We start from the raw sequence: 13387 nt of genomic DNA, 5'->3' as shown, positions 1-13387 counted from the left end.
CCGATTGTTACGCCGAGAAATCCTTGAGCGCCGCCGTGGCGGCGTTGCGGATGAAGCCGTGATCGCTTGAGAGCACGATGGCTGTGGCGCCCAGGGCGGTGACGAACTCCATATCCGGCTTGGTCGTCGGCAGCATCATGAGGGGGGTATTGGCCTCCTTGGCGGCATCAGCCACACGGCGGGCAATGTCCGCGACATTGCGCGCGGCGTCCGGGTTGTCACGGAACGAGGCCGTCAGATCGCCCCGCCCCACAAAGAGGGCGTCGATGCCCTCAAGTTTAGCGATGTCGCCGGCCTGATCAATGGCGTCCTGATCCTCGATCATGGGGATCACGGCGATCTGACTATCCTGCAATGCCATATGCTGGACTGAACCCACGCTGCCCCAGTTGCTCGCCCGCGACAAGCCGACAAAACCTCGGCCGCCGGGAGTGTAGTGGGCAGCGCGCGCGATTGCCCGAGCTTTTTCAACGGAAGCAACATGGGGGACCATGATGCCCATCGCCCCACAGTCGAGACAAGACAGAACATTGGCTTCGGTAAATTCAGGAATTCGAACGATCGGCGCGAGGTTTGCGGCGCGGGCAGCGAAAATCATCAGGTCCGTGATGGAGCGATCCAGCGGCGCATGCTCCTGATCGATGATGATGAAGTCATAGCCAATCTGCCCCAGCATTTCGATGACTTGGGTAGTTGGCAGCTTAACGAAGGTGCCAAAGAGACGCTCGCGCGCCAAAAGGCGGGCACGAAAGGTGGAGAAGTGGGGGCGCTGCTCAGACATGGATCGTTCCCTTTTGCGCACCTTCTATACGTAGACGGCAGCAGCGCGAGACGTTGAACCAGTGCCATTTCCCTGTGCGAAATGGCGCCGACACGGCGTTTCCTTGAGCGAAACGGTGCCGGAATCCGGTTGCTGGTGGCAGACAGCAAGTGGGACTTAGCCCTCACCAAGCCGCCTATGCGGCCGTTCGAAGGACCTGACCGTGGCCGATCCCACCATCCTCACCTGCGCGGTGACGGGCAATATCACGACCTTGGCGCAAACGCCTTATCTGCCCGTAACGCCCGAGCAGATCGCCAATGCCGGGCTTGAGGCTCTCCGAGCAGGCGCTGCAATCATCCATGTGCATGTGCGCCATGACGATGGGCGTCCTAGCATGGAACTCAAACATTACCACGAAGTGGTCGAGCGCCTTCGCGCGGCCGACGAAGATGTGGTCATCAACCTGACTACCGGGCCGGGGCAGCGGTTCATTCCAAGCGAGGAAAATCCCAGCATTGCCTCACCCGGCACAACGCTGATGCGGCCTGAACCGCGCGTGTCGCATGTGGAAGTGCTTCGACCGGAGCTGTGCAGCCTCGATTTTAATACGATGTATTCGGGCACGTCGGTGGTTATCAATACGCCGACAAACCTGTCCATCATGGCTGAGCGCATTCAGGCGGCAGGCGTTCGCCCGGAAGTCGAGGTGTTCGACAGCGGCGACATTCAACTGCTCAACGATATGGTGCGTCAGGGCAAGCTGGAGGCGCCGGTATTCTGTCAGATCGTGCTGGGGGTACGCTACGGCGCCGTCGCCACGCCAGAAACGATGGCTTATCTCAAGAGCCTGCTGCCGGCGGGCTCGAACTGGGGTGGGTGCGGGATTGGCCGCTTTGAATATCCCATGCTGGCCCAAGCCTGGCTGCTGGGCGGCCACATCCGGGTCGGGCTCGAGGACAACATTTTCCTTGAAAAGGGCGTGCTAGCCCAAAGCAACACGCAACTGGTTGAGAAAGCGGTTCGGCTCGTGCGGGAGTTGGGCGGCCAAGTGGCTACGCCTGGCGAGGCGCGGGAAATCCTCGGACTCAAGAAGCAGGCGCCGCTTTCCGAATAGTGCCTGCACAATAATCTTAGGGACAACTGACATGTATAATTCCAGCGATCCGCGATCCACCCTGTCCGGCGATAAGCCGAAGCCCGAAGCGAGCTGGGTGCACAACTCGTTCTTCGGCTCGCAACTAGCGCTGTTCTATGGCACCCCGCCCCAGATCAAGGACGCCAGTGGCGAGACCTGGATCAGCCGGGGGCAGAACTTCGTCGTAGCCTACAGCAAGGCCTTGGAAGGCGGCGCGTTCGAGCGTACCGCGCAGGCCGACGAATACGCTGTTGTCATCCCCGATGCAGAAACGCGGGTCGAGATCACAACCGAAGCTGGCACCGAGCTGGTACCAGGATATTCGGTGGTATTCGTGCCCCCCGGCAAGAGCACTATTCGGATGCTGACGCCGGGTACAATCGTGCGGCTGCTGACGCCGAAATCGGCGGATATGGCCAATGCCGCTTCAAATGCCGACGCCTTCGCTGACCCGCACCCCAATGTGCCGCCGTTCCAGGCTTGGCCCGAGCCTGCTGATGGGCTGAAACTGCGGTGGTACACGCTGGACGTGCCCGAGGATCCGTCGCGCTTTGGCCGCATCTTCCGCTGCACCACCTTCATGGTGAACTTCCTCACCCCCCGCGTTGGTCCGCGGGCGCGCGACAACGTCTCGCCGCACCACCACGACGATTTCGAGCAGTGCTCGCTGGCGCTCAGTGGCGCCTTTACACACCATCTGCGCTGGCCGTGGACCACGAACATGAATGTATGGCGTGAGGACGAGCACCTTTATTGCGAGTCCCCCTCGATCTGCGTGATCCCGCCGCCTTCGATCCATACCACGACAGCCGAAGGGCCGGAGGTGAACCAACTTGTGGACATTTTCGCGCCGCCGCGGCTGGATTTCTCGCTCAAGCCCGGCTGGGTGCTAAATGCAGACGACTACCCGCTGCCCAACGGATAGCGAGGGCCGAGCCGTAGACACGAAAAAGCCGGGGCATGAGCACCCCGGCTTTTTCTATCAGGTATTGGCTCCCGCCTCAGGTCGCCAGGCCCACGAGGCGCGCAGGATTGTGGGTCACCATGGTGCGAACATCGGCCTCGCTGTAGCCCAGCGCTAGGCAGAGCTTGATTGCCTGTCGCATGCCTTCGACCGGGGTGGGATTGTCCACCTGGCCAAGGTCAGATCCGATCGACGAATTGGCGACACCCGCCGCATCAATGTGGTCCTTGAGTTCCTGGGGCGAATAAACATTGAAGCGCGAGTCGACATACATGGCGGCGGACTGCTCTACGATCACGCCAAGATTGGCGAAGTCGCGCACGTCTTCAGGGGTGAAGTGCAATCCGTACATCGGGTGGTTGATCAACAGGCGCTTGACGCCACGGCTGCGTGCCTCGTCGAACAGCTTCCAAATTTCCCAAACATGCAGGTGGCCCGACGACAGGATAACGTCGAACTCGGCAATCTGATCAAGGATTTGCTTAACAACGTCTAGGACATTGCCCAGCTCATCGACGACCGTCAAGGCCGGCGAATTCATCAGTTGCACATTGGAGACGAGCCGCGACTTGCGGTGCGAACTGCGGATGTGGTTGGCGGACTGCGCTGTGGGCATCCAGATCAGCTTGGCGCCCATCTTGAGTTGGGCGTCGACCACATAGGGGTTCAGGCCGCCCGTGGAGTTATTGAGCACGAGCCCGCTGAACATGGAGAATTCGTCGTTATCGATCAGCCGCTCCATCAGCGGGATGAACGGGGCGGAAGAATAGTGATGATCCTTGAACAGCACGGCACGCATGCCAGCGGCTATGGCCTCTTCGGCGGCCTGCATATGGTCAAGCTGGCGCGGCATGGTCGAGGGGCCGGAATGCACATGCAGGTCCAATGCACCCCGCAGCAGACCCGCCGCGACGTCTTCATCGACACCGGCCATAAGCTGCCGCGCCTGTTCCCGATTTTGTGCACTCGTGCCCATAAAACTCTCCCGCCTGATACCCAGTCGGCATAGAGGTTGACGCCGGCGCGGCTCAACCTATAGTCCCCCCTGTTTCGTGCTGCGGAACAACAATGCGCGATGGAATAAGGGGCAAACGGTGGGCATACGGTCGATCGAACGGTGTCTAAGTGTGCTGCTGGAACTCAACCGGCAACCTATAAACACGATCGCGCAATTGCATGCCCGCACAGGACTGCCCAAGCCCACGCTCGTTCGCATCCTCAAGACCCTGGAAGAGGCGGGCTATGTGGAGAACGATACGCGACAGGGCGGCTATCAGGTGAGCGGGCTGGTGACCTCGCTTAGTTCGGGCTACCACAAGAGCCCGCTCGTAGTTGAAGCGGGCCGTGCCTGGGCGCTGGCCATTACCCGCAAGCACAAGTGGCCCATAGCCATCGCCCTGCCAGACTATACCAGCATGGTTGTGCGCTTCAGCACGGTGCCCGACAGCCCGGTGTCGCCATTCCATAGCACGGTCAACCGACGCCTGCAGATGCTGACACGAGGCTTGGGCTTGGCCTATGTCGCGTTTATCGAGAGCGAAGAGTTTGCGCTTATCCTTGACGCGCTGACCAAGTCGGAAGATCCCGAGGATGGCCTCAGCCATCATCCACAGGAGGTCCACCGTTTGCTGGCACAGGTGCGCAAGGCGGGCTACGCGACGCGGGCCTCATTTGTCGAGCCGCGCAATTCGAACACCATTGCCGTGCCGATCATTAGCCTTGAGGGACGCGTGCTGGCGAGCCTGGGGCTGACCTATTTCAAATCCGCCTTCACATCTGAACTGGAGGCCTGCGAGCGCTTTGTTCCAATCCTCCAGTCAGCAGCCGTCGCCATCGCGGATGACCTTGGCCGCCTTTCCAACAAAATGGCGGTGGACGTGTCGGAATTCGGCGCGATCTAAAGGCGCTCGCCAGACCTCGCTTCGAAAGCGGCGCGATAATTTGCGCCATGGCGCGGCCGTACTGGAGCCCGTTGTCGAAACTACCCGGGGGTAAGCACTCTGCGGGGGACAACGTCCACCCGCTCGCTTGGCCCAAGGACGCCAGGCGACCGCCATTCGCCGGCTGCCCGCCTGCAACTAGGATGCGCCTAACCGGTCAAGTCACCGACATGAATGCTGACGTGGTCGAAAATGCTCATTGATCGTTCCGCATCACTTAAGTAGTCGGCAGCATGCCGCCATCCAATCGCAGGTTCGACCCAGTGATATAGCCGGCTCTAGGGCTGACCAGGAAGGCGATGTCGTCCGCAATTTCCTCCAATGTTCCAACGCGGCCGAGTGGGACTTGCGCAAACATGGGCAACACGGTCTGTTCAACCTGCTCCCAAGCCGCGCCCGCGGGAATACCGTTGGCAATGCCGACAGCTCGGAAACCGGTCTCGAGGCTGGTGCTGCGAATAGTGCCAGGCGACACGGTGTTCACCGTGACGCCGTCGAGCGCCACCGCCTTTGCCAATGATGCCGTCATCGCGATCATCGCGGCTTTCGCCGCCGAATAGTCCGGCCGCGTCGCGGGCGGCATCATACCAGCCAGGCTCGCGATGTTGATACCCGCCCCCACTTGGCCGCCCGCATATGCGGCAGCAACAAAGCCGTTACCCTGACCGCGGCCACCACGTTGCGATCAAAAGCGGAAGCCCAGGTGGCCGCCCGCGTATTGGTCCAGTCCTCGGTGCCGCCGGAGCCACCCGCATTATTGACCACGATGTTGATCGGGCAAGCAAGGTCCCGTGCTTCGGTAACGAGGCGCTGCACGTCCCCATCAAGTGTCAAGTCCCCGACCACCGCATGGGCACGCCCGCCATCGGCGACGATCTCTTTTGCAACCTGCTCGGTTTTGCCACGATCGCGACCATGGACAATGACGGTCGCCTTCTCGCGAGCGAGCCCACGCGCAATCGCCTCGCCCATCCCTTTGCTGCTCCCGGTAACGAGTGCGACTTTGCCGTCCAGTTTCAAATCCATGCCATAGCGCCTATCGTGAAGTTCGTTTCGCATAGATAGATCGGTCCATGACCCAGACAATTACGCACTTAATAGGGCCTGTACCCAATCCGGATCGGTCTGTTTGCCTGGGGCCAGAGGGATCGGCGGCCCATGTCACGAGAGTGTTGGCCATGGTCAGCGGTCGCTGGAAACTTCCGATCCTGTTCCGTCTTTTCGAGCGACCGAGACTGCGAAACTCAGAACTCAGACGGGACATGCCGGAGGTTTCCCAGAAGATGCTGACGCAGCATCTGCGGGAGTTGGAGCATGACGGGTTGTTGATCCGACAGGATTTTGGCGAGCAACCACCGCGCGTCGAGTACAGCCTCAGCGATGCCGGCCGCGGTTTGATCCCGGTGCTGGCAGCCGCAAAGCGGTTCTCGGAAAGCCACCCAGGCGGTTAGGTCCGGAGCCCGAAGCAAACGTGCCACGACATCGAAGGTCCTGTCGGTCGGCCGCTGTATGTCGTCGCGGTCGGCGCGTCAAGCGCGTCAAGTCCCCGGGGCGTGGGCAGGACGCGATGGATCCATTCCATCGTGGCGTCAGGGGACACCCGAGGCGTCATGGAGAGTGCTCGTTCAAAAGCTGGACCTCGGCAATTGCGGTCTGCACGGCCGAGACGCGAACAACGGCTTTCCCTCTGGCCTTGCTCGCAGGCATGGTCAGGCGCCTGCGGGAAAGACAAGAGCGCGGATCAAGGGTGACGGGGCAAACGAATCTGGACTGCCAGCCGGCATTCCTGCTGCGGAGGTAAGGGAGCAGTGTTTTTCGGTGTACTTGCTGGGGTTACAACGGGGGCATCGCGGCACACACGCTGAAAGAACAAGCGCTTAGGCGTAGTGGCGGAGAGGAAGGGACTCTCCGGGAGTTCCGGAACCGCAAGGCTTACAGCGAAATAGCTCGAAAACCAATGTGTATCAGGCACATTCCAGTTTTCAAGGAGAGATTGCGGGTTATTTTCCTGTCATCACCAAAAGTCTGTTCTGGGGTGGGTTGCGGACAGTCGGCTTTCGGGGGAGTTATGCTATAGGTGACCGTTGCGAAGCCAGTCTTATGCCTCCTTTAAGATGGTCAAAGTGCTGAAGCGATGCCAAACTTTGAGGTAACTATGCGCGGAGCTTTCCTCGTCTTGTTGCGCTAGCAGCCAGGCACTCATCAGAGGCCCGGGCGAGCGACAGTGGCCCCAGGGTTGGTTTCCGGCACTATTCGCCCACAGACGTGAGGTTGACGACCTTGTAGGTGGGAGTGAGATAGGCAAGAGTCTTGACGCCCCTTAACCTGGCATTGGACTGCACCTCTTCCTCGAGCAGCCGCTCGGCGTCCGCGCGATCGGCACCGAACCGCACGCCGATGACCACGAAGTCGCCGTCGGTCTCGACCATGAGGAGGGTCACCCCGGCATCACTCTCGTTCAGGCAGAACCGCTCGTAATCTTGCGTGGTCAAGACCGTCCCGTCCGGCCCGCGGTAAGCGCCTCCGGATTGCGGGACCATCTCTGCATCATCCACCAGAACGCGTTCGAACTCCTGCCTGGTAGCCGCCGGGCACTGCAGGTCCATGGAGGCTCGGGCGACCGTACTGCCCATGCCCACGAGGACCGACATGCCGAGCAACTACAGGCGCAATTTCGGCATCGTATGTTCCCGGTGGGCTGTTCTTAGGCGGCGTGATTGTCGTCACAACTTAAAATATCAAAAGGTTACCTGCCTATATACCACCAGACAATACTGCTCCGTCCTATATAAAAGGTGACAACCTGAGAACACCAAATCCGATTCCCCGCGTAGTTGCCCGGCCACTCGGGCTCGGAGGATACGCGGTCCGAATGGTTAGTTTAGTGTACGGTCCCCGAAGTGGGTCGAGCGATGTCCAACCACGTGAGCCGCGACTTCCGCCCCGTCTCCGCCTTCCGAGGCATCCCTTCCTTACTCTGGCTGCTTGCCTGTGCCTGGTGCGCGTATTGGACTTGGCATCTCGTCTGGTGGACCATCCCCGCTCCCCACGGCCTCGTCTTGTTCACGGCAGGGTTCGTCGTTTCGCCGTTCGCCGTGTTGTTCATTGCAACCGCATACGAGTGGTGGCGGCGGCTGGAATCGCGTCATTTCACCCGAAAGGCAATGCATCTCCATTGCGCGGTGATGATAGTGGGCAGTGTCTTGCTGTTCACGTTCGGCGGTAACCCAAAACCGGGGAGCTTGGAGGACATCAGGTCCTACGGCTTCCTTCTCGCGTTCTACACCCTGTTGGACCTGCCGATACTCCTCCTGCTGTGGATTGAACGGCGTGCCGGGAGGCATGGCCCGGGATGGGTCCGGCTGACGTGTCTGGCGGTGGCCGTTCCGGGTATGGTCGCCTTGCTGTTCGTGTGGTCGGCGGCGAACATCGGCCTGGTTGCCTGGAAGGCCAAGTCCACCGCGGGTACGGACCCCTACTGCCTTCAGGTCCATGGTGACCCCTACAAGGTGGTGAACGCTTGGGCCGACTTGTCCGGGTTGCGCATGACCACCCCGGAGACGGTCAGGGGCGGCGTCACCAGCGACGACTATATACGGGCGGTCTTTCACGCCGTTCTCGTGGTCAGGACCGCGGAGGGGAACAAGGCCTACAATTGGTCGTACCGCGCCCAGGATTTCCTCTCGTTACCCATCGGTCCCTCACTGGGACGCACGTTAGGGCCTTCCCGCGTCACGATAGCGTGTACGCCCGTGCACGACTATCTTGGCAAGCTGGGGAGCCATGTCCCGGCCTCCCCGCCACTCGATTACTTCCCCCCGCTGAACTTTCCCCCGAGGCCGCATCGGGTACTGCCGCCCCTGCCGGAGGGCGAGCCCTTCCTGCCTCCGGTTCCCGCCGGCAAGGAATTCTGGCACGGCATCATGGTTCGCTACCTCAGCCTGGAGGCCCTGCTCGAGGCCTGCGAGATCGAGGTGACGCGAGAGGCATTGGAGGAAGTCCGTGCGTTGGCCGAGAAGGCCAGGGTGATGACGGGGTACACGGAGGACCAGGGACTGCGTGCATATCGGGGCATCCTGTTCAGTACAGGGTTGCTTGGCGACTACGCTTGCCGAACGGAAGCGGGATCTCGCCGGGAGCTCATGCAATACTTGCCCCATTCGGGCCTCCGCCCGAAGTCCACCCGGTAAAGCAACCCGGTTAGCGACGAGATAAAGCCACCCGGTGCATCTCCGCGATGGCCCGGCCATGGTCGGGCACATGGTACAGCATATGCATGGCAATGACGACGTCGAAGTATGGGCGGCGAACGGCAGGTCGGACGCGTCGGTCGTTTCACCCTTGACCGATGCGAATGGCAGGGCGGTACAGCGGCAGCTTTTCGGCAACGGGCGCGCTTCGAAGAGGCCGCGCCCGTCCAAGGTCAACCCAGCATCTTGAGTTGGGTCATCAGCTCCAGCTGATCCGAACTGAGCCAGTACTCCGCCACCTTGCCGTTTTCGATGCGCAGGAAGTCGGCGCCGGCAAATCGCACCGCTGTGCCGGGCTCGGCCTGGGCACCGGGAAAACCGCCTTGGTAGACACCGCTCGCCAACCACCGCCCGGCAATCATGCCATCGCCGAAGAGTGGCGGAACCTGGACATCGAAGACGAAAGGTTTAATCGCCGCATGAAGCTGGCCGATCCAGCCCGCCATGCCGGCCGCGCCGGCATAAACGGATAGGTCCCCGCCACCGATGGGGTACATGTTGAGCTTGTAGTCTTCGGCCATGATCTGCTCGGCCATTGCAAGATCGCCATTCCACATGGCAATCCACTTGTCCCAGATCGCCATCAGTTCGCTTTCACCGGACTGTGCCAGGCTCATTGATGTCATTCCCAGCAGCGGCACTGCCGCAAGGCTGGCAGTCATCATCGTACGTCGTTTCATTGTTCAGCTCCCGGCTTGATGGTGAACGCAGTCTTGTAGTCGGCGAGGAACGCCGCGAATGAGCGGGGCTCACGCCCCGTCACCGCTGACACTGCCGGGCCAACCCCGTCGGCCTCGTGGCGGGCGTAGTGGGCGTAATCCTCGATCAGGCCATCGGCTCGCCATTGGGGAAATCCCGCCGTGAGCGCGGCATCGCGCATGACATCGGGCGAGATCTCGACAAAGGTGACGGCTTGGCCGATGGCCATGCCGATCTGCCTTGCCATATCCTCATGGGTCAGCGCCTGCGGACCGGTGAGATCATAGACTTGGCCCTCGTGACCGGAGGTGGTCAGCACGGCGAGGGCGACGGCGGCAATGTCACGGCTATCGATCAGGCTGACCCTGGCGTTGCCGATGGGCGCAAACAGCTTGCCCGTGGCCGCGATGGCGCCGCCGAAACCCACAAATCCCTGCATGAACAGATTGGGCCGCAGGAAGGTAAAGGTCATGCCGCTGACGCGGATCGCCTGCTCCACCGCCGCGTGATAGCGCAGGAAGCGCACCGGGGAACTGGCTGCGGCATGCAGTTGCGACAGCTTGGTGATATGCCTGACCCCCGCCCGCTGGGCCGCAGCGACAAAGGCTAGTTGCTGCTGCTCGGCCCGCTCGGTGGAATTGGTGAGCAGGAAGGCCCGCTCAACGCCCTGCAAAGCCGCCCCAAGCGAGGCCAGGTCGTCGAAGTCACCAGTGACCGGCGTGATGCCCGCAAGGCCATTGAGCTTGTCGGCGGCGGCGGCGGAGCGTGTCATGGCCCTGGCCGATAGACCCCGGGCGGCAAGCTGTTTCGCCAGTTCAAGGCCGACCTGCCCGGTGGCACCTGTAAGAAGGATCATCGTGAGCTCCTGTTGTGTCCCACCAATATGAATGCGGACTGCTATAAAGCAAATTGACAAGAGCATTCAGGCGGTTAGTATAAAATGTATGATGGCAAGTGCCCCGAATGCGAGCATCGACTGGGAGCGGCAGCGGGCCTTCATGGCCGTGATGCGCGAGGGCAGTCTGTCGGCTGCGGCCCGGGTCCTCAATGTCGCCCAACCCACCGTTCGGCGTCGCATCGAGGATCTGGAGCGCGAGCACGGCATCGTGCTGTTCACCCGGTCGCCCACTGGACTGCTGCCGACCGCCATTGCCCATGAGCTGACCGCGCATGTCGAGGCCATGTCGAGCGCTGCCCGGTCCTTTGCGCGTGCCGCCTCTGCCGAGGCCGGATCGCTCGCCGGTGCGGTGCGGATCACCGCCAGCGAGGTCGTGGGGGTCGAAGTTCTGCCGCCAATGCTGGCGGCGCTGCGGGCGCGCCATCCGGGACTGGTGATCGAATTGGGGCTCAACAATCGCACCGAGAATCTGCTCGATCGCGAGGCCGATATAGCCATTCGCATGGTGCGTCCGGTGCAGGACGCGCTGGTGGTCAAGCGCATCGGCGCTATACGGCTCGGTCTTTACGCCTGCCGGAGCTATCTGGCCGCCCATGGCACGCCCACCTCGTTTGAAGAGGTCAGATCCGCCGGACTGATCGGCTTTGAAAGCGAGACGGCTGGCATCCGCACCTTGCGTCAGCGCGGCCTTTCATTCGGGCCCGAGGATTTCATCTTCCGCACCGACAGCGACCTTGCCCAACTAGCGGCGATCCGTGCGGGCGTTGGGATCGGCGTCTGTCACCTCGGGCTGGGCGAACGCGACCCCGAGCTGGTCCGGGTGTTGCCGGACGCGTTCAGGATGGAGTTTGAGACATGGGTGGTCACGCATGAGGACCTGCAGCAGGTGCGGCGGGTGCGTCTCGTCTTCGACGCCCTGGTCGAGGGCCTGACAGCCTACGCCCTATGAGCCGGCTCGCGACAGCTCGCTGATTGTACACGCCAGGCGCCAAGCCGTTCGGGTGACCCGATGCGTCGACCGAATGCTGGCCATGCGAAAACCGCCTTCCGCATCGCGTCATCAAGGTCATTTGCATCATGAGCTGCTTCCTGCCTGCCACTGCGACGGCTGCCGCGGCGTGAAGGAACGGCGGCTTCCGGGAAATGGAGGCGCTGACGCTCACGGCCGATAAGGGGTCGATTGCTGCCGGGCGGCAACGCGCCCCTGCCCTGCCCTGCCTCCGTCCAACCATCCATCTGATCAGGGTCGAAGCGATCACATCGGCCCTTCGATCAGCGGTGCTGGATCGCCTTTCCAAATCATGCGGTAGACAGCGCCCTGGTGAACGGACTGAACGGCGGCCGGCCGCAGGGCGACAATGCAGGTACCACCCGGGTGCCGTACGGATGGGTAGATGATGCCGTTGAGGCCAGTGGCCCGGGCGCGGTCAGCTACGGCATTGCCGACCGGGTAGGCTTGAACCGTGTCCGGGCCGAGCGATAGATGGTTGGGTACCTGCCTGAGGTCGAGGAACTCGCCGGCAAGGCTACAGAACATTTCCGCGTATTCCACGGTGGCGTGGTACTCCCCCGCATCTGCCAGCATGTTGGTCAGGTGATATCCGACCTCGCTGATGCAGGTGGCGACATCCAGAGCGGCATACCAGGCACCACGATCGGCACCGTTGAACCGGTTCGGCTGCTGTGGCTTGGCATAGGCGAACGAAGCGTTGATGAAATGCGCGTGCGGCACGTCATAGACGAGCTCGTTGGCGGCGAGCCCCGCAATGCCACGATCCTGCGCCATCAACCGGCTGCTCGTGGCGCCCTCAATCTCGGCCAGCGCGGCGAGATCATCCTCGTTATCGACCAGAGGCGTCAACACCGCCGCACGCAGTCGCGCCGTCGTTACCAGTCGAACCGTCCTCGGAAAGGCTTCGGTGACAACCGGCACACCGTCGATCGACAATCACAGGCCCCCGCGGACGGCGTCCACATAGCGGCGCACCTCGAGCATTTGCGGAATGCCGCCCTTGAGCATGGAGTCGATTGGGCTCATCCCGGCAAACAGCGGTGCCTTGTTGACCAACCAGGGCCAGCGGTCGGCCATATCATCGGCGAACAGCAGATGGAGCCCCTTGTAGATGCCGACCAGGGCGGAGATGCGCGTGAGTTGATCCTGGCTGAGGGTCTTGTCCTTTCCCTCCTGCTTCATGCGCTCCCAGGTGCTCGTGGACACATCGAGCAGCGCCGCCGCCTGTTCACCCTTGAGACCCCACTCTTGGACGAGACGCTTGTAGGCTTTCAGGGCGACCTTCGAGAGCCGTACGCGGTCACTCTCGGCCGAGAAGTCCTGCCGGCTGGGCATTGTCGGCATTGGAATATCGATCTGCAACACCGTTATCTCCCTCATATGATAAGCAACGCATACCCATATGATGGTCATTTGTCCACAGATCAAGCTCTGGGCTTGCCATCACCTGCGGGGAAACCCCGTTCTGTTGATTGCCACCAAGATCTGACCCTCCAAGGGCAGAAGTTTCGCTGAGAATTGACCCATGTTTTGATCGTTTCCCCGGCTGTTGGTCGGGGGACACAGGAGTGATCGACATGGCGTTATCGAGCGTAATCAGGCGCTGGCATTTCCGTGAGGGGGTGCCGATCCGAGCTCAGCCCCCACACTGGTCTGCCCCCACAGAAGTGGTCCTTTTTGAAGTATGGGAAGCTCCCATTTTGAAAGGATACGCAGATGCCCAGGA

14 protein-coding genes and 1 pseudogene are annotated in these 13387 nt (G+C 61.5%); 6 read left to right on the top strand and 9 right to left on the bottom strand.

Annotated features, from left to right (window positions below; all coding sequences use genetic code 11):
* Positions 1–7 precede the first annotated feature (7 nt).
* The gene (locus AC3YMN_RS00075) at positions 8–781 is read right to left on the bottom strand and encodes an HpcH/HpaI aldolase family protein (RefSeq protein ID WP_489888457.1); all 774 of its coding nucleotides are present in this window, start codon (positions 779–781) and stop codon (positions 8–10) included.
* Between the two features lie 202 nt (positions 782–983).
* On the opposite strand from AC3YMN_RS00075, the gene AC3YMN_RS00070 reads away from it, so the two are divergent.
* Positions 984–1877 (top strand): beta-keto acid cleavage family enzyme, encoded by an 894-nt coding sequence (locus tag AC3YMN_RS00070; protein ID WP_489888456.1) that lies wholly within the window; start codon positions 984–986, stop codon positions 1875–1877.
* A gap of 31 nt (positions 1878–1908) precedes the next feature.
* On the top strand, positions 1909–2823 hold the full coding sequence (locus AC3YMN_RS00065; protein WP_172124631.1) for a cupin domain-containing protein: 915 nt from the start codon (positions 1909–1911) through the stop codon (positions 2821–2823).
* Positions 2824–2899: 76 nt separating this feature from the next.
* Here the strand turns inward: AC3YMN_RS00065 and AC3YMN_RS00060 are convergent, their stop codons facing one another.
* Positions 2900–3838 carry a DUF6282 family protein gene (locus AC3YMN_RS00060; protein ID WP_489888455.1) on the bottom strand — a complete coding sequence of 313 codons (939 nt, stop codon included), beginning with the start codon at positions 3836–3838 and terminating at the stop codon, positions 2900–2902.
* A 76-nt stretch (positions 3839–3914) separates the two neighbouring features.
* Here AC3YMN_RS00060 and AC3YMN_RS00055 point away from each other — a divergent pair, with 76 nt between their 5' ends.
* Positions 3915–4763 (top strand): helix-turn-helix domain-containing protein, encoded by an 849-nt coding sequence (locus tag AC3YMN_RS00055; protein ID WP_489888454.1) that lies wholly within the window; start codon positions 3915–3917, stop codon positions 4761–4763.
* A 256-nt stretch (positions 4764–5019) separates the two neighbouring features.
* On the opposite strand, the pseudogene AC3YMN_RS00050 reads toward AC3YMN_RS00055, so the two are convergent.
* Positions 5020–5828 (bottom strand): annotated as a pseudogene (locus AC3YMN_RS00050) (SDR family NAD(P)-dependent oxidoreductase).
* A 152-nt stretch (positions 5829–5980) separates the two neighbouring features.
* On the opposite strand from AC3YMN_RS00050, the gene AC3YMN_RS00045 reads away from it, so the two are divergent.
* The gene (locus tag AC3YMN_RS00045) at positions 5981–6253 is read left to right on the top strand and encodes a winged helix-turn-helix transcriptional regulator (RefSeq protein ID WP_489889175.1); all 273 of its coding nucleotides are present in this window, start codon (positions 5981–5983) and stop codon (positions 6251–6253) included.
* Between the two features lie 798 nt (positions 6254–7051).
* Here AC3YMN_RS00045 and AC3YMN_RS00040 read toward each other — a convergent pair.
* Positions 7052–7453: a hypothetical protein gene (locus tag AC3YMN_RS00040; RefSeq protein WP_127751704.1), complete on the bottom strand. Its 402-nt coding sequence runs from the start codon at positions 7451–7453 to the stop codon at positions 7052–7054.
* 261 nt (positions 7454–7714) lie between these two features.
* Between AC3YMN_RS00040 and AC3YMN_RS00035 the strand changes: the two genes are divergently transcribed.
* Positions 7715–8992 carry a hypothetical protein gene (locus AC3YMN_RS00035; protein WP_489888453.1) on the top strand — a complete coding sequence of 426 codons (1278 nt, stop codon included), beginning with the start codon at positions 7715–7717 and terminating at the stop codon, positions 8990–8992.
* A 10-nt stretch (positions 8993–9002) separates the two neighbouring features.
* Here AC3YMN_RS00035 and AC3YMN_RS00030 read toward each other — a convergent pair whose 3' ends face one another.
* The 3 genes from AC3YMN_RS00030 to AC3YMN_RS00020 form a co-directional block, all read right to left on the bottom strand.
* Positions 9003–9074 carry a hypothetical protein gene (locus AC3YMN_RS00030; RefSeq protein ID WP_489889174.1) on the bottom strand — a complete coding sequence of 24 codons (72 nt, stop codon included), beginning with the start codon at positions 9072–9074 and terminating at the stop codon, positions 9003–9005.
* Positions 9075–9225: 151 nt separating this feature from the next.
* Positions 9226–9732: an ester cyclase gene (locus tag AC3YMN_RS00025; RefSeq protein WP_489888452.1), complete on the bottom strand. Its 507-nt coding sequence runs from the start codon at positions 9730–9732 to the stop codon at positions 9226–9228.
* Positions 9729–10607 (bottom strand): SDR family oxidoreductase, encoded by an 879-nt coding sequence (locus AC3YMN_RS00020; protein ID WP_489888451.1) that lies wholly within the window; start codon positions 10605–10607, stop codon positions 9729–9731. Before AC3YMN_RS00020 ends, AC3YMN_RS00025 begins: the two co-directional genes overlap by 4 nt.
* Before the next feature lie 91 nt (positions 10608–10698).
* Between AC3YMN_RS00020 and AC3YMN_RS00015 the strand changes: the two genes are divergently transcribed.
* Positions 10699–11598 (top strand): LysR family transcriptional regulator, encoded by a 900-nt coding sequence (locus AC3YMN_RS00015; protein ID WP_489888450.1) that lies wholly within the window; start codon positions 10699–10701, stop codon positions 11596–11598.
* Between the two features lie 306 nt (positions 11599–11904).
* Here the strand turns inward: AC3YMN_RS00015 and AC3YMN_RS00010 are convergent, their stop codons facing one another.
* Both AC3YMN_RS00010 and AC3YMN_RS00005 read right to left on the bottom strand, forming a co-directional pair.
* Positions 11905–12597, bottom strand: a complete 693-nt coding sequence (locus AC3YMN_RS00010; protein WP_489888449.1) for an RES family NAD+ phosphorylase — start codon at positions 12595–12597, stop codon at positions 11905–11907.
* Positions 12598–13026, bottom strand: coding sequence for an antitoxin Xre-like helix-turn-helix domain-containing protein (locus tag AC3YMN_RS00005; RefSeq protein ID WP_489888448.1), 429 nt, complete (start codon positions 13024–13026; stop codon positions 12598–12600).
* Positions 13027–13387: the final 361 nt, after the last annotated feature.

The organism is Devosia sp. Z11_6, assembly GCF_058133665.1.
Note: the sequence above shows the minus strand (reverse complement) of the source record. Positions and strands in the feature narration are given on the sequence as shown.